This is a genomic window from Micromonospora mirobrigensis (genome assembly GCF_900091555.1).
Taxonomy (GTDB): Bacteria; Actinomycetota; Actinomycetes; order Mycobacteriales; family Micromonosporaceae; genus Micromonospora; species Micromonospora mirobrigensis.
In genome coordinates this window covers 383,193-404,645 of sequence record NZ_FMCX01000003.1, presented here as the reverse complement: position 1 = coordinate 404,645, position 21,453 = coordinate 383,193, and the positions used below count along the sequence as shown (strand labels likewise).

General features: G+C 74.6%; 19 protein-coding genes. 11 read left to right on the top strand and 8 right to left on the bottom strand.

The window, feature by feature from the left end:
* A complete protein-coding gene (gene dapD / locus GA0070564_RS13005; protein WP_091608341.1) occupies positions 1-960 on the bottom strand; it encodes a 2,3,4,5-tetrahydropyridine-2,6-dicarboxylate N-succinyltransferase in 960 nt (319 codons plus the stop codon).
* A 24-nt stretch (positions 961-984) separates the two neighbouring features.
* Here dapD and dapE point away from each other — a divergent pair, with 24 nt between their 5' ends.
* Positions 985-2,058, top strand: coding sequence for a succinyl-diaminopimelate desuccinylase (gene dapE / locus GA0070564_RS13000; protein WP_091608336.1), 1,074 nt, complete (start codon positions 985-987; stop codon positions 2,056-2,058).
* 122 nt (positions 2,059-2,180) lie between these two features.
* Here dapE and GA0070564_RS29305 read toward each other — a convergent pair whose 3' ends face one another.
* Entirely contained in the window at positions 2,181-2,336 is a 156-nt protein-coding gene (locus GA0070564_RS29305) for a hypothetical protein (RefSeq protein ID WP_176730662.1), read from the bottom strand.
* Positions 2,337-2,491: 155 nt separating this feature from the next.
* Between GA0070564_RS29305 and GA0070564_RS12995 the strand changes: the two genes are divergently transcribed.
* From GA0070564_RS12995 to GA0070564_RS12965, 7 genes are all read left to right on the top strand, one after another.
* Entirely contained in the window at positions 2,492-3,391 is a 900-nt protein-coding gene (locus tag GA0070564_RS12995) for an LOG family protein (RefSeq protein WP_091609147.1), read from the top strand.
* 4 nt (positions 3,392-3,395) lie between these two features.
* Positions 3,396-3,941 (top strand): LOG family protein, encoded by a 546-nt coding sequence (locus GA0070564_RS12990; protein ID WP_091608332.1) that lies wholly within the window; start codon positions 3,396-3,398, stop codon positions 3,939-3,941.
* A 166-nt stretch (positions 3,942-4,107) separates the two neighbouring features.
* Positions 4,108-7,701, top strand: a complete 3,594-nt coding sequence (locus tag GA0070564_RS12985; RefSeq protein WP_091608328.1) for an ATP-dependent helicase — start codon at positions 4,108-4,110, stop codon at positions 7,699-7,701.
* Positions 7,702-7,738: 37 nt separating this feature from the next.
* The gene (locus GA0070564_RS12980; protein WP_091608324.1) at positions 7,739-11,257 is read left to right on the top strand and encodes an ATP-dependent helicase; all 3,519 of its coding nucleotides are present in this window, start codon (positions 7,739-7,741) and stop codon (positions 11,255-11,257) included.
* Between the two features lie 199 nt (positions 11,258-11,456).
* Entirely contained in the window at positions 11,457-11,660 is a 204-nt protein-coding gene (cspE, locus tag GA0070564_RS12975) for a transcription antiterminator/RNA stability regulator CspE (protein WP_007464836.1), read from the top strand.
* Between the two features lie 222 nt (positions 11,661-11,882).
* A complete protein-coding gene (locus GA0070564_RS12970) occupies positions 11,883-13,193 on the top strand; it encodes a DEAD/DEAH box helicase (protein WP_091608320.1) in 1,311 nt (436 codons plus the stop codon).
* A 179-nt stretch (positions 13,194-13,372) separates the two neighbouring features.
* Complete coding sequence (locus tag GA0070564_RS12965; protein ID WP_091609144.1) at positions 13,373-13,573, top strand: hypothetical protein; 201 nt, start codon at positions 13,373-13,375, stop codon at positions 13,571-13,573.
* Here GA0070564_RS12965 and GA0070564_RS12960 read toward each other — a convergent pair.
* From GA0070564_RS12960 to GA0070564_RS12945, 4 genes are read right to left on the bottom strand one after another with little or no spacing between them, the layout of a single operon-like run.
* Positions 13,560-14,003 (bottom strand): RrF2 family transcriptional regulator, encoded by a 444-nt coding sequence (locus tag GA0070564_RS12960; protein WP_091608317.1) that lies wholly within the window; start codon positions 14,001-14,003, stop codon positions 13,560-13,562. The two genes, GA0070564_RS12965 and GA0070564_RS12960, sit on opposite strands and share 14 nt — an antisense overlap.
* Before the next feature lie 4 nt (positions 14,004-14,007).
* Positions 14,008-14,895 (bottom strand): ABC transporter permease, encoded by an 888-nt coding sequence (locus GA0070564_RS12955; RefSeq protein WP_091608314.1) that lies wholly within the window; start codon positions 14,893-14,895, stop codon positions 14,008-14,010.
* Positions 14,885-15,664: an ABC transporter ATP-binding protein gene (locus tag GA0070564_RS12950; RefSeq protein WP_091608311.1), complete on the bottom strand. Its 780-nt coding sequence runs from the start codon at positions 15,662-15,664 to the stop codon at positions 14,885-14,887. The genes GA0070564_RS12955 and GA0070564_RS12950 overlap by 11 nt, the downstream gene beginning before the upstream one ends.
* Positions 15,661-16,719 (bottom strand): ABC transporter substrate-binding protein, encoded by a 1,059-nt coding sequence (locus GA0070564_RS12945; RefSeq protein WP_091608308.1) that lies wholly within the window; start codon positions 16,717-16,719, stop codon positions 15,661-15,663. Before GA0070564_RS12945 ends, GA0070564_RS12950 begins: the two co-directional genes overlap by 4 nt.
* 218 nt (positions 16,720-16,937) lie before the next feature.
* Between GA0070564_RS12945 and GA0070564_RS12940 the strand changes: the two genes are divergently transcribed.
* Genes GA0070564_RS12940 through nudC form a run of 3 tightly spaced genes read left to right on the top strand, consistent with a single transcriptional unit; the run spans position 16,938 to position 20,544 of the window.
* Complete coding sequence (locus GA0070564_RS12940) at positions 16,938-18,248, top strand: M16 family metallopeptidase (RefSeq protein ID WP_091608305.1); 1,311 nt, start codon at positions 16,938-16,940, stop codon at positions 18,246-18,248.
* Positions 18,245-19,588: a M16 family metallopeptidase gene (locus GA0070564_RS12935; RefSeq protein WP_091608300.1), complete on the top strand. Its 1,344-nt coding sequence runs from the start codon at positions 18,245-18,247 to the stop codon at positions 19,586-19,588. The genes GA0070564_RS12940 and GA0070564_RS12935 overlap by 4 nt, the downstream gene beginning before the upstream one ends.
* Positions 19,585-20,544, top strand: coding sequence for an NAD(+) diphosphatase (nudC, locus tag GA0070564_RS12930; RefSeq protein ID WP_091608296.1), 960 nt, complete (start codon positions 19,585-19,587; stop codon positions 20,542-20,544). The genes GA0070564_RS12935 and nudC overlap by 4 nt, the downstream gene beginning before the upstream one ends.
* A gap of 131 nt (positions 20,545-20,675) precedes the next feature.
* Here the strand turns inward: nudC and GA0070564_RS12925 are convergent, their stop codons facing one another.
* Both GA0070564_RS12925 and GA0070564_RS12920 read right to left on the bottom strand, forming a co-directional pair.
* Positions 20,676-20,942, bottom strand: coding sequence for a hypothetical protein (locus tag GA0070564_RS12925; protein ID WP_091608293.1), 267 nt, complete (start codon positions 20,940-20,942; stop codon positions 20,676-20,678).
* A gap of 216 nt (positions 20,943-21,158) precedes the next feature.
* On the bottom strand, positions 21,159-21,389 hold the full coding sequence (locus GA0070564_RS12920) for a DUF397 domain-containing protein (RefSeq protein WP_091608289.1): 231 nt from the start codon (positions 21,387-21,389) through the stop codon (positions 21,159-21,161).
* Positions 21,390-21,453: the final 64 nt, after the last annotated feature.

Here is a 21,453-nt window from a genome sequence, read left to right as displayed (position 1 = left end):
TCAGTCGTTGGCGTGCAGCGCGGCGTTCAGCTCGATGCCCTTGCCGCTGCGCTGCCTGGCCTCCAGCGCGCCGGAGACCGAGTTGCGCCAGAAAAGCAGCCCGTCCACCCCGGAGAGCTCGCGGGCCTTGACCACCCGCCCGTCCGGCAGGCTGATCTTGGAGGCGGCGGTGATGTAGCAACCCGCCTCGACCACGCAGTCGTCGCCGAGGGAAATGCCGACGCCGGCGTTCGCGCCGACCAGGCTGCGCTCGCCGATCCGGACCCGGTCCTTGCCGCCGCCGGAGAGGGTGCCCATGATCGAGGCGCCGCCGCCGATGTCGGAGCCGTCACCGACCACCACACCCTGCACGATCCGGCCCTCGACCATCGAGGTGCCCAGCGTGCCGGCGTTGAAGTTGACGAAGCCCTCGTGCATCACGGTGGTGCCGGCGGCCAGGTGCGCGCCGAGCCGGACCCGGTCCGCGTCGGCGATCCGCACCCCGGCCGGGACCACGTAGTCGGTCATCCGGGGGAACTTGTCCACCCCGTACACGGACAGGTGGCGGCCGGCGGCCCGCTCGATGACCCGCAGCTCGTCCACCCGCTCGGGCGGGCACGGCCCGGCCGAGGTCCAGGCCACGTTGGCCAGCTTGCCGAAGATGCCGTCGAGGTTGAGCTCGTTGGGCCGCACCAGGCGGTGGGAGAGCAGGTGCAACCGCAGGTACGCGTCGGCAGCATCCTTGATCGGGTCGTCCAGCGAGCCGATCACCGTGGTCACCTCGGCGGTACGCAGGCCGGGCAGCGCCCGTTCGCCGATCGCGCCCGGCGGGAGGTCCAGGACGTCGGCCTGGTCCTCCCCGGGGACCAGCGGCAGCTCGCCGAGGCCCAGCTTGCCGGTCGGGTACCAGGTGTCGAGCACCTGATCGTCAGCGGTGATCGTGGCGAGGCCGATGCCCCAGGCAGACTGTGCAGTGGTCACGATTTTGACGGTACCGTGCGAGACATGCAGAACCCGCTGACCCCCGAGGTCCTGGCCGATCCGGTGGCGCTCACCCGCGTCCTGGTCGACATGGAGTCCGTCTCCCTCAACGAGAAGGCGATCGCCGACTGTGTCGAGGAGGTCCTGCGGTCCGTCCCGCACCTGACCACGTACCGGCACTCCAACACCGTGATGGCGCGTACCGACCTGGGCCGGCCCCAGCGGGTGGTCCTCGCCGGCCACCTGGACACCGTCCCGCACAACGACAACTGGCCGTCGACCATGCGCGGCGACCTGATGTACGGCTGCGGCACGTCGGACATGAAGTCCGGGGTGGCGTTCGCGCTGCACCTCGCGGTGACCCTGCCCGACCCGCGGTACGACGTCACCTACCTCTTCTACGAGGCGGAGGAGATCGAGTCCCGCTACAACGGGTTGACCCTGGTCTCCCAGGCGCACCCGGAGTGGCTGGAGGCGGACTTCGCGGTGCTGCTGGAGCCGACGTACGGCATCGTCGAGGCCGGCTGCCAGGGCGTGCTGCGGGCGACGGTGACCACCACCGGCGCCCGGGCCCACGCCGCCCGCTCCTGGCACGGTTCGAACGCGATCCACGCCGCCGGTGAGGTGCTGCGTCGGCTGACGGCGTACGAGGCGCGTCGGGTGACCATCGACGGCTGCGACTACCGCGAGGGGCTCAACGCGGTCGGCATCCACGGCGGGGTGGCCGGCAACGTGATCCCGGACCGCTGCGAGGTCGAGGTGAACTTCCGGTACGCCCCGGACCGCGACCCGGCCGCCGCCGAGGCGCACGTACGCGAGGTGTTCGACGGCTTCGACCTGGTGGTGACCGACTCGGCCGCCGGGGCGGCGCCGGGCCTGGACGCCCCGCCCGCGCGGGAGTTCCTCGAGGCGGTGGGCGCCGAGCCGATCGGCAAGCTGGGCTGGACCGACGTGGCCCGCTTCGCCGCCCTGGGCATCCCGGCGCTCAACTTCGGCCCCGGCGACCCCAACCTGGCCCACCACAAGGACGAGCACGTCGAGATCGGCAAGATCCGCGACGGCGCCGCCACCCTGCACCGCTGGCTCACCCCCGCCTGACCGGCCCGCCGCCCCCCGGCTGCTCCTCGTCGACCAAGGAGTTTGCGTCACCGGAGAACGCTCCCGGTGACGCAAACTCCCTGGTCGCCCCGCTGGGCGGGGCTGGGGAGGGTGGGGTTGGTCTAGGGGGTGGGGGCGAGGGGCTCGGAGTGGGCGGGCTCGGTGTGGTCGCTGGGGTGGTCATCCATCTGGCGGGCGCGGCGGCGCTCGGCCACGACGTCGTGGATCCGTCGCTGCATCTGACGACGGATCCGGATCATCTCGCTGCTACTGATCACGCTGGCTCCTCCCCCGAAGGCGCGTGCCCCGGCATACCGGGTATGTGAATGGTAAGACGCTTGTACAAGGGGATTGGTTGCCCAAGATCGGCAACTATTTCCCGCCGAAGCCGGCCCGCACGCCAACCGTGAGCTGCTCCACTACGGTGACCTTCATGAGCCAGAGCAACGGGCGCCAGCCCGGCCGCGACCCGGAACGGCACCGGGGTGCTGTGACGCTGCGTCGCGGCGCCATCCCGTCCAGCACCGCCGACCAGCGCCTGCTGGACTCCAGCGGGCGCGGGGACTGGAAGACCAAGGACGCCTGGCGTGCGCTGCGGATCCTCTCCGAGTTCGTCGAGGGTTTCGACACCCTCGCCGACCTGCCGCCGGCGGTGAGCGTCTTCGGCTCGGCCCGCAGCAAGCCGGAGAGCCCCGAGTGCCGGCTGGCCGAGGAGCTCGGGGCCGCGCTGGCCCGAGCCGGCTACGCCGTGATCACCGGCGGCGGCCCGGGCGTCATGGAGGCGGCGAACCGGGGCGCCAGCGAGGCCGGCGGCCTCTCCGTCGGCCTCGGCATCGAGCTCCCCTTCGAGCAGGGCCTCAACGACTGGGTCGACCTGGCCATCGACTTCCGGTACTTCTTCGCCCGCAAGACCATGTTCGTCAAGTACGCCCAGGCGTTCGTGGTGCTGCCCGGTGGCTTCGGCACCATGGACGAGCTCTTCGAGGCGCTGACCCTGGTGCAGACCGGCAAGGTGACCCGGTTCCCGGTGGTGCTGATGGGGCAGGCGTACTGGCAGGGGCTGCTGGACTGGCTGCGGGACACGATGGCCGCCGACGGCAAGATCGGCCCGGTCGACCTGGAGCTGATCTGCGTCACCGACGACGTCGACGCGGCGGTCCGGCACATCGTGGAGGCCGAGGCGGCCCTCTCCGCCGAGCAGGAGGCGGTACGCGAGGAGTCCGTCGCGCGTACCGGGGAGGACCAGCGGGCCGCCGCGGAGGCGACGCCGGAGCCGGAGCGTACCCGGGGGTCGGCCGGTGGACGGGTCACCCGGCCGGGCGGGGAGGTCTGATCCGGTGGCGGCGATCTGCGTCTTCTGCGCCTCCTCCCGCACCCTCGACCAGCGCTGGCTGGACCTGGCCGCCGAGACCGGCGCGGAGCTGGCCCGGCGCGGGCACACACTGGTCAGCGGCGGCGGCTGCGTCGGGATGATGGGCGCCCTGGTCGACGGTGCCCGGGCGGCCGGCGGCCGGACGATCGGGGTGATCCCGCAGGCGCTGGTGGACCTGGAGGTGGCCGACCTCGCCTCGGACGAGCTGCTGGTCACCGACGGGATGGCCAGCCGCAAGACCCTCATGATCGAGAAGTCGGACGCGTTCCTCACCCTGCCCGGCGGGCTGGGCACCCTGGACGAGCTCTTCGAGGTCTGGACCACCGCCACCCTCACCATGCACACCAAGCCGATGGCCCTGGTGGACACCGACGGCTTCTACCGCCCGCTGGTCGACTGGCTCGGCGGCCTGGCCGACCAGGCCTTCCTCAAGCCCGCCGGCCTGGCCCTGCTCACCGTGACCGACACCGTCCCGGCAGCCCTGGACGCCCTCGAATCCCACCTCACCTGACCCACCCCACCCCACCCCGCCCGCCGGCCCCCTCGGTCCGTTGATCATGAAGTTTGCGGCACCAAACGAGATCCACTTCGCCGCCAACTTCATGATCGACGTGAGCTGGGGCTGAGCGCGGGGTGGTGGGGGCGGAGATGTCGTACCGGCGTGGTGGGATGAGGTGATGCAGGCGTACCGGCTGGTGCGCCGGCCCGCCGAGGGGGTCCGGGGGGACCGCGCGGTCGACGGGTCGGTGCGGGGGGATGGTCGGTCCACAGAGGGGGCCGAGGAGGGCCGCCGGCCCGAGGGGTCGGCGGGCGATGCCGCGCAGGCCGAGATCGTCGCGCACACCGACGGCCCACTGCTGGTCGTCGGCGGCCCCGGCACCGGCAAGACCAGCACCCTGGTCGAGGCGGTGGCCGCCCGGGTCGCCGAGGGCGTCGACCCCGAACGCGTCCTGGTGCTCACCTTCAGCCGCCGGCAGGCCACCGACCTGCGGCACCGGCTGGAGGCCCGGATCGCCGCCGACGGGCACCGGGTGCTTCGCGAGCCGCTGGTGCGCACCTTCCCCGCGTACGCCTTCGGGCTGCTGCGCCGGGCCGCCGCCGAGCGGGGCGAGCCGTCGCCCCGGCTGCTCACCGGTCCCGAGCAGGATCTGATCATCCGCGAGCTGCTCGACGTCGTGGGCGAGGAGCCAGAGGACGACCCGGTCGGCTGGCCGGAGGACCTGCGCCCCGCGCTGCGTACCCGGGCCTTCGCCGCCCAGCTGCGGGACCTGCTGATGCGCGCCGCCGAACGCGGGGTCGGGCCGGTGGAGCTGGCCCGGCTGGGGGAGAAGCTGGGCCGCGCCGACTGGCCGGCCGCCGCCCGCTTCCTCCGGGAATACGTGGCCGTCCTCGCGTTGCGCGACGTCAGCAACCGCGGCTCCATCGCGTACGACCCGGCGGAGCTGGTCCGGGCCGCCACCGGCATGCTCCTGGACGACCCGGAGCTGCTCGACGCCGAGCGCCGCCGGCTGCGTCACGTCTACGTCGACGAGCTGGCCGACACCGACCCCGCCCAACAGGACCTGCTGCACGTGCTGGCCGGCGGCGGCCGGTCCCTGGTCGCGTTCGCCGACCCGGACTCCTCCACGTACGCGTTCCGCGGCGCCGACCCGGCCGTCGTCACCACCTTCCCGCACCGGTTCCGGACGGCCTCCGGCGCGCCCGCCGCCCGGATCGTGCTGACCACCTCCTACCGGGCCGGCGCGCGGCTGCTCGGCGCCACCGGCCGGCTGGCCCACCGGCTGCGCGGTCCGGCGGCGCACCGGCGGTTGCACCCGCTGCCCGACGCGCCCCCCGGCGAGCTGGAGGTCCGCACCTTCCGTTCGGCCACCAGCGAGGCGGTCTGGCTGGCCCACGCGCTGCGCACCGCGCACCTGCTCGACGGGGTGCCCTGGTCGCGGATTGCGGTGCTGGTGCGGTCCACCGCGCTGCGGCTGCCGTCGTTGCAACGGGCGCTGCACGCGGCCGGCGTGCCGACCGTGGTGCACGGCGAGGACCTGCCGCTGCACCTGCAACCGGCGGTCGCGCCGCTGCTGCTCCTGTTGCGCTGCGCGCTGGAGCCGGAGCGGCTGGACGAGGAGTCCGCCGTCGCGCTGCTGCACTCCCCGCTGGGCGGCGCCGACCCGCTGGCCGAACGGCGGCTGCGGCAGGGCCTGCGCGCCCTCGCCCTGGCCACCGGCGACCGACGCCCCTCCGGTGAGCTGATCGTCGACGCGCTGCGCGACCCGGAGGAGCTGGGCGCGATCGACCGGCGGTGGGCGGAGCCGGCGCAGGCCGTGGCCGGGCTGCTGGCCATCGCCCGGGAGACCGCCGAGCGGCCGGGCACGACCGTCGAGGACGTGCTCTGGTCGGTCTGGAACGCCAGCGGCCTTGCCGAACGCTGGGCCGGGGAGATCACCCGGGGGCGGGCCGCCACCGGCGAGCACGAGAGCGCGCAGCGCTGGCGGGCCGAGGCGGCCGACCGTGACCTGGACGCCGTGCTGGTGCTCTTCGACGCCGCCGCCCGGTTCACCGACCGGTTGCCCGGCGCGCGTACCGAGGTCTTCCTCGACCACGTGCTCGGCCAGGACCTGCCGGCGGACACCCTGGCCGCCAGCGCGGACCGGGGAGAGGCGGTACGCCTGCTCACCGCGCACGCCGCCAAGGGGCTGGAGTGGGACCTGGTCGCGGTGGCCGGGGTGCAGGAGGGCACCTGGCCCGACCTGCGGCTGCGCGGCAGCCTGCTCGGCTCGGAGCGGCTGGTCGACGTGCTGGCCGGCCGGGCCGACGGCACCGCCCTGCGGGCCGGCCTGGTCGGGCAGACCTCCGCCCTGCTCGACGAGGAGCGCCGGCTGTTCCACGTGGCGGTGAGCCGGGCCCGGCGCCGGCTGCTGGTCACCGCGGTCGCCTCGGCGACGGTGGGCGGCGACGACCACGAGGAACAGCCCAGCCGCTTCCTGCACGAGCTGGGCGCCACCGAGCCGCCCGCCGTCGGCGGCGGTGGGCAGGGGCCGACCGGCCCCGCCCCCGAGCCCCGCCCGACCGGCCCCGCCCCCGAGCCCCGCCCGACCGGCCCCGCCCCCGAGCCCCGCCCGGCCGGCCCCGCCCCGGGGCCCCGCCCGACCGGCCCCGGCCCCGGACCGGCCGCCACCGTCGGCACGGCGAACGGCGGCGCACCGGAGGGGCCGGTGTCGGTGGTCGACGAGGAGCACGAGGACGGGCCACCCGGTGACCTGCCGGTCACCCTGCCGCCCCGGGCGCTCACCCTCTCCGCGCTGGTCGCCGAGCTGCGTACCGCGGTCACCGACCCGGCGGCCCCGGCGGCCCGGCGGCAGGCCGCGGCGGGCGAGCTGGCCCGGTTGGCCGCCGCCGGGGTGCCCGGCGCGCACCCGGACCAGTGGTGGGGGCTGCGCCCGCTCTCCGACGACCGACCGCTGGTCGACGAGGGCGACCCGGTCCGGGTCACCCCGTCTGCGATGGAGAGCGCGCTGCGGTGCAGCCTGCGCTGGCTGCTGGAACGGCACGGCGGAAGCGGCCCGGCCAGCGCCGCGCAGGGCGTCGGCAACCTGGTGCACGCCGCCGCGATGCTCGCCGAGGACGCCAGCGCCGACCGGACCGCCCTGCTGGAGTACGTTGCCGCGCGGTTCGACGCGATCGAGCTGGCCGCCCGCTGGATGGTCGGCCCGGAGCAGGCCCGCGCCGAGGCGATGGTGGACAAGCTGCTGCGCTGGCTGGCCGGCAACCCGCGCCGGCTGCTCGCCATCGAGCACGAGTTCGCGGTCCGCCTGGACGACCCGCAGCGCCCGGTCGAGCTCAGGGGCCGGGTGGACCGGCTGGAGGTCGACGACGACGGCCGGCTCGTGGTGATCGACCTCAAGACCGGCAAGTCCACCGCCGTCACCGAGCGAGAGGTCGCCGAGCACCCGCAGCTCGGGGCGTACCAGGCGGCGGTGGAGGCGGGGGCGTTCGCCGAGTTCGGCGAGGAGCCGGGCGGCGCCGCGCTGGTGCAGCTCGGCACCGGGGGCAGGGATGCGCGGGAGCAGACCCAGGCCGCCGCCGGGGAGGGCCCGGCGGCCGGCTGGGCGACCGCGCTGGTCCGGCGGACCGCCGATACGATGGCCGCCGCCACCTTCGCCGCCGTCGCCAACTCCAAGTGCCGGGTCTGCCCGGTGCGCACCAGCTGCCCGGTCTCGGGGCAGGGCCGCCAGGTGGTCGAGCCGCCGGCCACCCGAGCCGCCCCGGAGGACCAGTGAGCACGCCGAACGCACCCGGGCGGCTGGAGGGCCCCCGGTGACCCAGCCCGCGCTCTTCGGCACCGCCGCCCCAGCGCCCCGCACCGCCGACGCCGGGCCCCGCTACACCCCGGTCGAGCTGGCCAGGCTGCTGCGGCTGCCGGCGCCCACCCGGGAGCAGGCCGCGATCATCGCCGCGCCGGTGGCGCCGCTGCTGGTGGTCGCGGGCGCCGGCTCGGGCAAGACCGAGACGATGGCCGCCCGGGTGGTCTGGCTGGTGGCCAACTCGTACGTCCGGCCGGAGCAGATCCTCGGCCTGACCTTCACCCGCAAGGCGGCCGGCGAGCTGGCGCACCGGGTGCGTACCCGGCTGGACCAGCTGGTGCGGCGGCTGGGGCGGCGCGGCCGGGACCCGCTGGACGACCCGCTGGCCGGCGAGCCGACCATCGCCACCTACCACTCGTACGCCGGCCGGATCGTCACCGAGCACGGCCTGCGGGCCGGCTACGAGCCCTCCACCCGGCTGCTCACCGAGGCGTCCCGATGGCAGCTGGTGGACCTGCTGGTCCGCAACTACGACGGGGACATGTCCGAGGTCGACCGGATGCCGAGCACCATCACCGACGCGGTGCTGGCCCTCGCCGGCGAGCTGGACGAGCACCTGGTCGACCCGGACGACCTGGCGGCCTGGACCGGCCGGTTCTTCGCCGACGTGCAGTCCCGCCCCGGCCGGGTCTACGCCGACGTGCGCAGGGCGTTGCAGCTCCAGCAGACCCGGCTGAAGCTGCTCCCGCTGGTCCGGGCGTACGCGCGGCGCAAGGACGACTTCGAGGCGATGGACTTCGCCGACCAGCTGGCCCGGGCGGCCCGGGTGGCCCGGGACCATCCCGGCGTGGGGGAGATCGAGCGGGACCGCTACCGGGTGGTGCTGCTCGACGAGTACCAGGACACCAGCCACGCCCAGGTGGTGCTCCTGGGCGCGCTCTTCGGCGGCGGCCACCCGGTGACCGCCGTCGGCGACCCCTGCCAGTCCATCTACGGCTGGCGCGGGGCCAGCGCCGGCACCCTGGAGCGGTTCCCGACCGACTTCGCCCGCGCCGACGGCACCCCCGCCGAGGTGCTCGGCCTGAGCACCAGCTGGCGCAACCGGCCGGAGATCCTCGGGGTGGCCAACGCGCTGTCGGTGCCGCTGCGCGCCGCCGGGGCCCGGGTGCCGGAGCTGCACGCCGCGCTGAGCGTCAAGGACCCGATCGGCCACCGCACCCCGCACGGCCGGGCCGCCGGCACCGTGCACTGCGCGCTGCTGGAGACGTACGCCGACGAGGCCGACTGGATCGCCGACAGCGTCCTCGCCGCCTGGCGGGGGGCGGCCCGGACGCCCGACGCGCTGCCCGAGCACATCCCGGTGCCGCAGCGCCCCACCACCGCCGTGCTGGTCCGGCTGCGCAGCCAGATCCCGGCGATCGAGGGGGCGTTGCGGGCCCGGGGGCTGCCGGTCGAGGTGGTCGGGCTGGGCGGTCTGCTGGACACCCCCGAGGTGCGGGACGTGGTCTGCACGCTGCGGGTGCTCGCCGACCCGACCGACGGGGCGGCGCTGCTGCGGCTGCTCACCGGGGCGCGCTGGCGGATCGGCCCGCGGGACCTGGTGGCCCTGCACCGGCGGGCCCGGGCCATCGCCCGGGAGCGGCAGCGGTTCACCGGCGACGACGGGCCGGAGATCAGCGTGGACGCCCTCGACGAGGCGACGCTGGTCGAGGCGCTGGCCGACCTGGGCCCGGCGCAGGCGTACTCCGACCAGGGGTACGCCCGGCTGCGGGCGTACGGCACGGAGCTGGCGCTGCTGCGCTACCGGCTGGACCAGACGCTGCCGGAGCTGATCGCGGACGTCGAGCGGACCATCGGCCTGGACGTGGAGGTGGCGGTCCGGGCCGGCCGGGACGGCACCGGCGACGCCGGGCTGGCCCGCGGCCACCTGGACGCGCTGGGCGACGTCGCGGCCCGGTTCGGTGGCGAGACGCCCGGCGCCACCCTCGCCGGCTTCCTGGCCTTCCTGGCCGCCGCCGAGGACGAGGAGCGCGGACTGGCCCCGGGTGAGGTCGAGGTGGTCGAGGGGGCCGTCCAGATCCTCACCGCGCACGCCGCGAAGGGCCTGGAGTGGGACGTGGTGGCGGTCGCCGGCCTCACCCGGGGCGTCTGGCCGGGGCCGGTGCGCAACTCCGACCACTGGCTGGGCGGGCTCGGTGTGCTGCCGTTCCCGTTGCGCGGCGACGCCGACGGGCTGCCCGAGCTGGGCTTGGCCGAGGCGGAGGACCAGCGTGGGGTGGCCCGGGCGGTGGCGGACTTCATCGACGCCTGGCGGGCGCACGACGAGCGGGAGGAGCGCCGGCTGGCGTACGTGGCGGTGACCCGGCCCCGGCGGCTGCTGCTCTGCTCCGGCTACTGGTGGGGGGAGGCGGCGAAGCGGTTCCGCGGACCGTCGGTCCTGCTGCGCGAGATCCACGACGCCTGCCTGGACGGCGGGGACGGGCTGCTGGTCGACCGGTGGGCGCCCGAGCCGGCCGGTGACGCGGTGAACCCGACCACCGAGCTGGTGCTGCGCGCGGAGTGGCCGGCCGACCCGCTGGGCGCCCGCCGTCCGGCGCTGGCCGAGGCCGCCGCCCTGGTCCGCCGCTTCCTCACCGACCCGGAGTCGGCCCGCCGACCGGCCGACCCGGAGTCGGCCGAGCGGCCCGCCGACCCGGGCCCGGGGGCCGGCGCGGCGTCCGGCCCGGTCCCGCCGGTCGAAGCGGCGTCCGGCCCGGTCCCGCCGGTCGAAGCGGCGGTCGGTCCGGAGGGAGCGCCGGAGGTGGCGGCCGACCCGGAGGTGGTCCGCTGGCGGCGGGAGGCGGACCTGCTCCTCGCCGAGCGGGCGGAGCTGCTGCGCCGGGCCGAGGCGGTGGAGGTCACCCTGCCGGGCCACCTGTCGGTGACCCAGCTGGTGGGGCTGCGGCGCGACCCCTCGGCGCTGGCCCGGGCGTTGCGCCGGCCGATGCCCACCGAGCCCAGCCCGTACGCCCGCCGGGGCACCGCCTTCCACGCCTGGCTGGAGCAGCGGTTCGGCGCCGACCGGCTGCTCGACGTGGACGAGCTGCCCGGCGCGGCGGACGCCGACGCGGCGCCCGACGGGGCGTTGGCCGAGCTCCAGGAGCGCTTCCTGGCCAGCGAGTGGGCGGACCGGGTGCCGATCGAGGTGGAGGTGCCGTTCGCCACGGTCCTCGCCGGGGTCGTCGTCCGGGGCCGGATGGACGCGGTCTTCGCCCGCCCCGGCGGCCGGTACGACGTGGTCGACTGGAAGACCGGCCGGCAGCCCGCCGGGCGGGAGGCGGAGGTGGTCGCCGTGCAGCTGGCCGTCTACCGGCTGGCCTGGGCGGAGCTGGCCGGGGTGCCGGTGGAGCGGGTGGGCGCCGCGTTCCACTACGTGCGGGACGGGGTGACCGTCCGCCCGGCCGACCTGCTGGACGCCGACGGGTTGACCGCGCTGATCGCCGCGGTGCCGGAGGAATTTGCGCCAGGGGGTGGCGCTCAGGTCGATCCGTGATACGTTGGTCCCGTTGCAGTTTTGGTTACCAGAGACTCTGTGTGCGCCTGGCGGATTGTGGCCCCAGGCGCCGTTTGTTGTGTCCGGAGATCTCCGGGCGGGGCGACCAGCAGCGACAGGTGTGCCGTGGACTGCGACACACTCCTCTTCGAGTCCGCAACAAGTGCGGGTTCGACGTTCCGTCAAGGAGACGAAACAAATGGCTATTGGCACCGTCAAGTGGTTCAACGCTGACAAGGGCTTCGGCTTCATCACCCCGGACGGCGGCGGCGCTGACGTCTTCGCCCACTTCTCGGCGATCCAGTCCTCCGGCTACCGGAGCCTGGACGAGAACCAGCGGGTCGAGTTCGAGGTGACCCAGGGCCAGAAGGGCCCGCAGGCGGAGAACATCCGCCCGCTCTGATCCTCGGATCCACCCGGTAACACCCTCCACGCCCTTCCGGGCGTGGCGACGGGACCGGTCCGCCGCGCCGCCCCCCGCTCCGGCGGGACGCGGCGTGCTGCGGCGGACCGGCCCGTACCCAATCGGTTCGTGCTTGTGAGTCCCGGCGGACGTCTCCGCCGGTCGACAGCGCCGTCGGCGGCGCATCCCTCGACACGTGCCGCGTCGAGGAAGGCATTCCGCATGACCATGACCATTCCCAGCTTCGCCGCGACCGGCCTGGAGCCGGCGCTGGTCGCCGAGCTCACCGCGCAGGGCATCAACGAGCCGTTCCCGATCCAGGCGGCGACCCTGCCCGACTCGCTGGCCGGCCGGGACGTGCTCGGCCGGGGCCGCACCGGCTCCGGCAAGACGCTCGCCTTCGGGCTGCCGCTGCTGTCGCGCACCGCCGGCCGTCGGGCCCGCCCGGGCCGCCCGCTGGCCCTGGTGCTGGTGCCGACCCGGGAGCTGGCCCAGCAGGTCACCACCGCCCTGGCCCCGTACGCGAAGGCCCTCGGGCTGCGTTGCGCCACCGTCGTCGGCGGCCTGTCGCTGCAACGGCAGGCGGACGCGCTGCGGGCCGGCGCCGAGGTGGTCGTGGCCACCCCCGGCCGGCTGCACGACCTGATCAACCGGGGTGACGCGCGACTCGGTGAGGTCGCCATCACCGTGCTCGACGAGGCCGACCAGATGGCCGACATGGGCTTCCTGCCGCAGGTGACCAAGCTGCTGGAGCAGGTCGCCCCGGACGGCCAGCGGATGCTCTTCTCGGCGACCCTGGACGGTGGCGTGGACCGGCTGGTCCGCCGCTTCCTGAGCAACCCGGTGTCGCACTCGGTGGACCCGGGCACCGCCACGGTGACCGCGATGACCCACCACGTGCTGCACGTCGACGCGGCCGACAAGCCCGCCGCGCTCACCCAGATCGCCGCCCGCGAGGGCCGCACCATCCTGTTCATGGGTACCAAGCACCGCGCCGACCGGCTCGCCCGCCAGCTGCTCTCCAAGGGGGTACGCGCCGCGGCCCTGCACGGCGGCAAGTCCCAGCCGCAGCGCACCCGGATCCTGGAGCAGTTCCGCACCGGGCAGGTGACCGCCCTGGTCGCCACCGACGTGGCGGCCCGGGGCATCCACGTCGACGGCCTGGACATGGTGGTCAACGTGGACCCGCCGACCGAGGCGAAGGACTACCTGCACCGGGGTGGGCGTACCGCGCGGGCGGGGGAGTCCGGCACCGTGGTCACCCTGGTCCTGCCGGAGCAGCGCCGGGACGTGTCCCGGCTGATGAGCGTGGCCGGCATCAAGCCCCAGTCGACCCAGGTGCGGCTCGGTGACGCGGCGCTGTCCCGGGTCACCGGGGCCCGGGAGCCCTCCGGGGTGCCGGTGACCATCGTCGCTCCGCAGCCGGCGCCGGCCGCGCGTCCGCGTACCGCCGGTGGCGGCGGCGAGGGCGGCCGTTCGGCGCACCGCACCTCGGGCCGGTCCCGGCGGCCGCGCCGCCCGCGTACCGTCTGATCCTCCTTCCGGCCGCAGCGGCCGGGCACCGCCTCCGCGGCGGTGCCCGGCCGCTGCGCCGTTTCTCCGGTCACGAGTCGGTTAACCGGCCCGATTGGGTCCGATCGGCGACTGTCGCCGGAGGCGGGGTGGGGCCAGGCTTGCTGACGGGGGTGCGACCGGACGCGGGAGGGGTGACCATGGCGGGCGACGCCGGCTCGGGGGCGGTACGCGAGCTGCTGGTGGTGCTGGCGCTCGCCGGAGCGGGGCTGCTGCTCGCCATGGTCGCGGCGTTCGCGCCGTGGCACCCGACCCCGGGGGTGACCGCGCCGGCCGGGGTGGTGGGTCTGCACCTGCCCGGCGCCCCGCCCACCCCGCCCGCCGGCACTACGACGGGCTGACCCGGTCCCGGTCGACCAGCAGGTCGGTCAGGGTGGTGCGGTCCACCACCACGGCGATCGCCCCGTCCACGGCGAGCCACACGTCGCGCAGCCCGGTGGCGACCCCGTGGTAGCCGGCGTCCGCCGCCGGGAGGCCGCGCACGGTGGTCAGCGACCCACCCACCGCGCGGAGCACGTCGCCGACGCTGATCTCGGACGCCGGGCGGGTGAGGGCGTAGCCGCCCTCGGTGCCGCGGTGGCTGAGCAGCAGGCCGGCCCGGCGCAGGTCGAGCAGGATGCCCTGGAGGAAGCTGAGCGGGATGCCCTGCGACTCGGCCAGGGTGGCCGCCTTGACCAGCTCGCCGGAGCCGGGCCGGCCGGGCTCGCCGCCGGCGTCGGCGACGGCGAGCATGGCCCGGACGGCGTAGTCGCTGCGCGCGGAGACGTACACGGGCTCAGTTGCCGGCCTGGTCGAGTACGCCCCACCGGCGCCGGATCGCCTTGTCGGCGGCGCCGAACGCCGCGTCGACCAGCAGGCCCACCACCAGGATGACGATCATGATGGCCATCAGTCGGGGCGCGTCGGAGAAGTCCCGGGCGTAGGTGAGCTGAGCGCCGATCGAGGTCTTCTCGGCGATCACCACCAGCAGCTCACCGGCCATCAGGCTGCGCCAGGCGAACGCCCAGCCCTGCTTGAGGCCGGCCACGATCGCCGGCAGCGCGGCGGGCGCGATGACGTACCGGTAGAGGTTGAGCCCCCGGGCACCGACGTTGCGGCCGGCCCGGACCAGCAGCGGCGGCACGTAGTCGACCCCGTGGATCACCCCGTTGGCGACCGACGGCGCGGCGCCCAGCACCACCACGAAGAAGATCGCCTGCTCGCTGAGCTGGAAGAGCAGGATGGCCAGCGGGAACCAGGCGATCGACGGCATGGTCTGCAGCGCGGTGATCATCGAGCCGAGCGCCGCCCGCAGCACCTTCACCCGGGCCACGCCCAGCCCGAGGACCAGACCCACGGCGACCGCGGCGGCGAAGCCCACCACGGCCCGGCGGGCGGTGGTGGCCAGGCCCTCCCAGAGGGACGCGCTGAGCAGGTAGTGCCAGAGATCCGCGAAGACGACTGCCGGGCCGGGCAGCGCCCACGAGTCCTTCCAGCCGGTCCAGACCACCGCCTGCCAGAGCCCGATCGCGAGCGCCAGCGCGGCGACCTTCGGCCAGGTGGCGGCCCAGATCCGGCTGGCCCGGGTGGCCGCCTTCTCCTGACCGGCGATCTCCAGGGCGTCCAGGCCGGAGATCTCGGCGTCGCTGCGCGGCGCGGTGGTGGCGAGGGTGTCACTGGCCATGGCGGCCCACCTCCGTACGGAGCCGGTCGGTGACCTCGGCGGCGATCGCGGCGATCTCCGGGGAGTCGATGCGCCGGGGCCGGGGCACGTCGACCCCGGTGGAGTAGATGATCCGGCCGGGCCGGCTGCTGAGCAGGATGATCCGGTCGGCGAGCCGGGCCGCCTCGCGGACGTTGTGGGTCACGAAGAGCACGGTGAGCCTGCGCTCGGACCAGATCCGTTCCAGCTCGTCGTGGAGGATGTCCCGGGTCATCGCGTCGAGCGCGCCGAACGGCTCGTCCATCAGCAGGACCGGGGTGTCCAGGGCCAGGGTGCGGGCCAGCGCCACCCGTTGCCGCATGCCGCCGGAGAGCTCGTGCGGGCGCTTGCGGCCGAAGTCGGCCAGGTGCACCGTGCGCAGCAGTTCGGCGACCCGTTCCCGGCGTTCGGCGCGGGGCAGGCCGCGCAGCTTGAGCGGCACCTCGACGTTCCCCTCGACGGTGAGCCAGGGGAAGAGCGCGGACTCCTGGAACATCAGCCCGGGGTTGACCCCCTCGCCGGCGTCGATCTGCCCGCCGCTGACCCGGTCCAGGCCGGCGACCAGGTTCAGCAGGGTGCTCTTGCCGCAGCCGGAGGCGCCGACCAGGCAGACGAACTCGCCGGGCGCCACGTCCAGGGAGACCCCGTCCAGGGCGAGTACGGCGTTCTCGCCGCGTCCGTACACCTTGGTCACGCCGCGCAGCGCGACCTGGCCGGTCGCGCTGCGCGGGGTCGTCGTGGTCGACGTCATGGCTGGGTGACTCCGGGCTTGCCCTGGGCCTTGAGCACGTCGTTGAGGTACGACAGGTCGTAGAGGCCGTTGAGGTCCACCGGCTCGGTGAGCTGGACGGCGACCGCGTGGTCGAGGCCGGTCTTGAGCGAGGAGGCGATCGGGTCGTTGGTGAACTCCAACGTCGGCCACGCCTGCTTGATCAGCTTCACGTCCAGCGGCTTGCCGGTGATCTTGCCGATGTGGTCGGAGATGGCCTGCTGGGACTCGTCCGGCTTGGTGTTGACGAACTCGTTCGCCGCCACCTGCCCCTCGACCAGCTTCTTCACCGCGTCGGGGTGGGCCTTGAGGAACTTGGTGGAGACGATCAGGTTGGTGATGACGAACTTCTTGTCCGGCCACAGGTCCCGCTCGTCGACCAGCACCTTGCCGCCGGCGTTGACCAGCCGGGAGACGAACGGCTCCGGCACCCAGGCGCCGTCGATGGCGCCGCTGCCGAAGGTCTCGACGGTCTGCGAGTTCTCCTGGGGGACCACCTTGACGTCGCCGCCGCCCTCCTTGGTGGTGGTCAGGCCCTTCTCCTTGAGGAAGTAGCGCAGCGCCACGTCCTGCGTGTTGCCCAGCTGCGGGGTGGCGATCTTCCTGCCGCGCAGCTGCTCGACCGAGGTGATCTCGGGCTTGACCACCAGCGCGACGCCGCCGGAGGCGGCGCCGGAGACGACCCGGACGGCCTCCCCCTTGGACTTGGAGAAGGCGTTCACCGTCGGGTTCGGACCGATGTACGTCGCGTCGAGCGCCCCGGAGAAGATCGCCTCGACCGCGGCCGGGCCGGCGTTGAAGGTCTTGGTCTCCAGCTTGACCCCGCTGCCGAGCTTGTCGGCGAAGATGCCCTTCTCGACGCCGACGACGGCGGGCGCGTGGGTGATGTTGGGGAAGTAGCCGAGCCGCAGCGTCACCGGCCCGGAGTCGCCGCTCGCGTCGTCCTCGCCGCAGGCGGCCGTGGTGCCGAGGGTCGCCGCGCTCACCACGGCGAGGGTGGCCAGGGAGACCAGCCGACGGAAGGGGAGCCGTCTCATCGTCGATCCAATCCGCAGTATTCCTACTTAGTTGGTAGGAAGAGTGGGGCAGGCCGTGACCGGCGTCAAGAACCGACCGGATGGTGAGACGGGGTGTCCCGAAATTGCCGGCAATTCCCATCGGACCGATAGGTCAGGTCGGCCGTGCTCGACCGGACCCGCAGCCGCCGGCGCGCGGGACGGCGGTACGCCGGGTTCCGACGCGCTAGGGTCGAGCCGTGGCGGCTCGGAGAACGAGAATTCCAGCGACGAAGTACCCGGTCGAGCGGTTCACCCTCGACAACGGCCTACGGGTCGTCCTCACCCCGGACCGCAGCGCCCCGGTGATCGGGGTGGCGGTGGTCTACGACGTCGGCATCCGCTCCGAGCCGGAGGGACGCACCGGCTTCGCGCACCTCTTCGAGCACCTGATGTTCCAGGGCTCGGAGAACCTGGAGAAGCTGGCCCACTTCCGGCACGTCCAGGGCGCCGGCGGCACCTTCAACGGCTCCACCCACCTGGACTACACCGACTACTTCGAGACGCTGCCGAGCAACGCCCTGGAACGGGCCCTCTTCCTCGAGGCCGACCGGATGCGCGGGCCGAAGCTCACCGAGGAGAACCTCCGCAACCAGGTCGACGTGGTCAAGGAGGAGATCCGGGTCAACGTGCTCAACCGGCCGTACGGCGGCTTCCCCTGGCTCAAGCTGCCCCCGGTCATGTTCGACACCTTCCCCAACGCGCACGACGGCTACGGCTCCTTCGACGACCTGGAGTCGGCGACCGTCTCCGACGCGGCCGACTTCTTCCGCCGCTACTACGCCTGCGGCAACGCCGTGCTCGCGGTCAGCGGGGACGTCGACGTGGCCGAGGCGACCACGCTGATCGAGCGGCACTTCGGCGACGTCCCGGCCCGGCCCGCACCGGCCCGCCCGGACTTCACCGAGCCCGACCTGACCGGGGAGCGGCGCACCTCGTACACCGACCCGCTGGCCCCGCTGCCGGCGGTCGCCGGGGCGTGGCGGGTGCCCGACCCGGTCACCGACTTCGCCGGCTACCTGCCGTACGTGGTGCTGGCCGAGGTGCTCACCGACGGCGACGCGTCCCGGCTGGTCGAGCGGCTGGTCCAGCGGGACCGGACGGTGACCGGCCTGGGCGGCTACCTCGGCTTCATGGGCGACCCGTTCGACGTGCGTGACCCCACCGCGCTGCTGCTCCAGGCGCACCTGCCGCCCGGCGGCGACGTGGACAAGGTGCTGCGCACCATGGACGAGGAGCTGGACCGGCTCGCCACCGACGGGCTGACCGAGGGCGAGCTGGCGCGTACCCAGGCCCGGATGGCGACCCACCTGCTGCGGGACACCGACGCGGTGCTCGGCCGGGCGCTGCGGATGGCCGTGCTGGAGCAGCAGCGCGGCGAGCCGGGGCTGCTCAACGATCTGCCCCGGCTGGTCGGCGAGGTCACCGACGAGCAGGTCCGCGCCGCCGCGGCCACCCTGCGGCCGGAGCGCCGCGCATCCGTCGAGGTCGTCCCGGGAGGAGCCCGATGAGTACGACCGTGCAGGCCGGGCCGCGGACGCTTCCGCCGCTGGGCCCCACCCGCAAGCTGAAGGTGCCGAAGCAGGCCGAGCGGACGTTGGCCAACGGGCTCACCGTCATCGTGGTACGCCGCCCGGCCGTACCCCTGGTCGAGCTGCGGCTCTGGATGCCGTTCGGCAAGGCCAACCTGGCCCGCGGCGCGGTGCTCGCCCAGTCGCTGCTCTCCGGCACGCCCACCATGTCCGCCGTGCAGATCGCCGCCGAGCTCCAGAAGGTCGGCGGCGGACTCTCCGCAGGCCTCGACCCGGACCGGCTGATGCTCTCCGGCGCCGGCCTGGTCACCGGGCTGGACCGGATGCTGGAGATCCTGGCCGAGGTGCTGACCGGCGCCACCTACCCGGAGCAGGAGGTGAGCACCGAGCGGGACCGGCTGGTCGACCGGATCCAGGTGGCGCAGAGCCAACCCGCGCACCTGGCCCGGACGGCGCTGCTGAAGCGGATCTACGGCCGGCACCCGTACGCGGTGCAGACCCCGGAGCCCGACCAGGTCCGCGCGGTCCGCGCGCCCGCCCTGCGCAAGCTGCACGCCGAGCGGGTGCACCCGACCGACGCGGTGCTGGTGCTGGTTGGCGACGTGCAGCCGGAGCGGGCGCTGGACGCGGCCGAGGCGGCCCTGGCCGGCTGGACCGGCCCCGGGCACGCCACCGAGCTGCCGCCCGCGCCGCCGCTGGAGAGCGGGCCGCTGCTGCTGGTGGACCGCCCCGGCTCGGTGCAGTCGTCGCTGCGCATGGCCCTGCCGGCGGTGCCGCGCACCCACCCCGACCACGCCGCCCTGCAACTGGCCAACCTGGTCTTCGGCGGCTACTTCTCCTCCCGCTGGGTGGAGAACATCCGCGAGGACAAGGGCTACACCTACGGCCCGCACTCGTCGGTCGAGCACTCGGTGGCCGGGTCGGTGCTGGTCGCCGCCGCCGAGGTGGCCACCGAGGTGACCGGTCCGGCGCTGCTGGAGACCACCTACGAGCTGGGCCGGCTGGCGTCGCTGCCGCCGAAGCCCGACGAGCTGGAGCAGGCCCGCCAGTACGCCCTCGGCACGCTCCAGCTCGGGATGTCCACCCAGGCCGGGCTCGCCTCGCTGACCAGCGCGTACGCGGGCAACGGGCTGCGCCTGGACTTCCTGGCCGAGCACGCTGCCCGGCTGGCGAAGGCGACCGTGGACGACGTCGCCGAGGCCGGCGCCCGCTATCTCGCGCCGGCGAAGGCGGTGACCGTGGTGCTCGGGGACGCCGAGCGGATCGGTGGCCCGCTGGCCGCCCTCACCCCCGTCGACCGGGTGGCGGCCGGCTCGTGAGCGGCGAGTCGGCGCCCCCGCTGGCCCGGTCCACGCTGGACCGGGCCGCCCACCGGCGTACCGACCCGCAGTGGTTGGCCGAGTCGTGGGAGGGCGCCCGGGTGCTGGTGCTGGACTCCGCCGACGAGGGCCGGGCGCTGGTCCGCGGCGTCGGGGCCCCGCCGGAGCTGGTGCTGCTGGATTCCGGTGAGCTGCCCGAGGTGCCCCGATCGGTGCCGATGTTCCTCGGGGTGGAGCCGGACGGGGTGCCGGTCTTCGCGGTGGACGCGCCGCTGCCGGAGTTGCCGGGCGCCCGGGCGGTCAACCTGCGGGAGGTCGGCCACCTGCTGACCGACCGGGACGCGGGCATCTTCACCACCGCGCTCGCCCTGCTCAACTGGCACCTGCGGCACGGATACTCGTCGACCTCGGGGCAGCGGACCCAGGTGGACGAGGCCGGCTGGTCCCGGATCGACGCCGACGGTGGCCGGGCGTGGCCGCGTACCGACCCGGCGATGATCGTGCTGGTGCACGACGGGCGGGACGGCCCCGAGGGGCGCTGCCTGCTCGGCAACAACGCCACCTGGCCGAGCGAGCCGGGCCGGCGGCGCTACTCCTGCCTGGCCGGTTACGTCGAGCCGGGGGAGTCGGCGGAGGCGGCCGTGCTGCGCGAGGTCCGCGAGGAGGTCGGCGTCGCGGTCGACCGTATCGCGTACGCGGGCAGCCAGGCCTGGCCGTTCCCGGGCTCGCTGATGCTGGGCTTCCTGGCCGAGGCGGACGCCGACGCGCCGGTGCGGGTCGACCCGGCGGAGATCGCGCACGCCCGGTGGTTCACCCGGCGGGAGATCGGGGCGGCGCTCGCCGGGCGGGAGGTGACCGTCGGCGACGACAACCTGCTGGTGCTGCCGCCGCCGTCGTCCATCGCCCTGTTCCTGATCCACCGGTGGCTGGACGGCTGGGTGGACGCCGAGCGCTGACCCCGGAGACGGTCCCGGCCCGGGACCGCCGTTGCCGCGACAGTCTCGGGCCGGGAACACGGGCCGTCGTGGGGGGCCGGTGCGAAACACGGCTGGGGAGCCGGGCCGGCCACGACGGGCGTCTCGGACGTTCAGCCGCCCACCCCGTGGTGGAACGGTGGTGCCGGTCCCTCGACGGCGAGCACCTTGACGCGTTGCCGGCCGCAGCGGACGGCGCCGACCGTGGCGAGCGCCCGGGCCAGCACGAGGGCGGCTTCGCGGTCCTCGGCGTGCACCACCTGCCGGCGGGGCTCCGGGGTGGTCCGCTCGTCGCGCAGCCGGCCACCGTCGGCCCAGGCTGCCGCGATCTCGGTGTCGGCGGCGGTGCGAATGTCGGTGCGAACGATCAGGAACCTCATGGGTGTCTCCGATGGACCGCGAAGGACGGATACCCGCTGGAACTTCCACGTCACTCTGTGGACATGTTACGCCGCCGGGTGGTCCCAGCAAGTGAAACGCACCTATCGGTTCGGGGCGTCGTCCGATCGGATGACGCCTGGTCAGCGGCGGGTGGCCGGTAACGGCCGACGGGGCCGCCGGCGTCACGCCAACGGCCCCGTCGCTGCGCGACCTGATCAGTTCAAGTCGAACTGCCCGTTCTTCGCGCCGGTGATGAAGCCCAGCCAGCCGGCCCGGTTGAACAGCAGCACCGGCCCGCCCCGGTCCTTGCTGTCCCGCAGGGCGACGGCGGCCGGCCCGGTACGCAGGGGTGCGACCTCGACGCAGTTCGAGGTCTGGCTCCTGGTGCTGGTCCGCCACGGCGCGGTGGCGAGGTCGCGGGCGGTCGGGTAGCGGTTCTCGTTCATGGTTCTGCTCCTGCTCGTGACGTGGCTCCGATGGGGACGAGTGGCACCGCCCGCCCCGACGGAG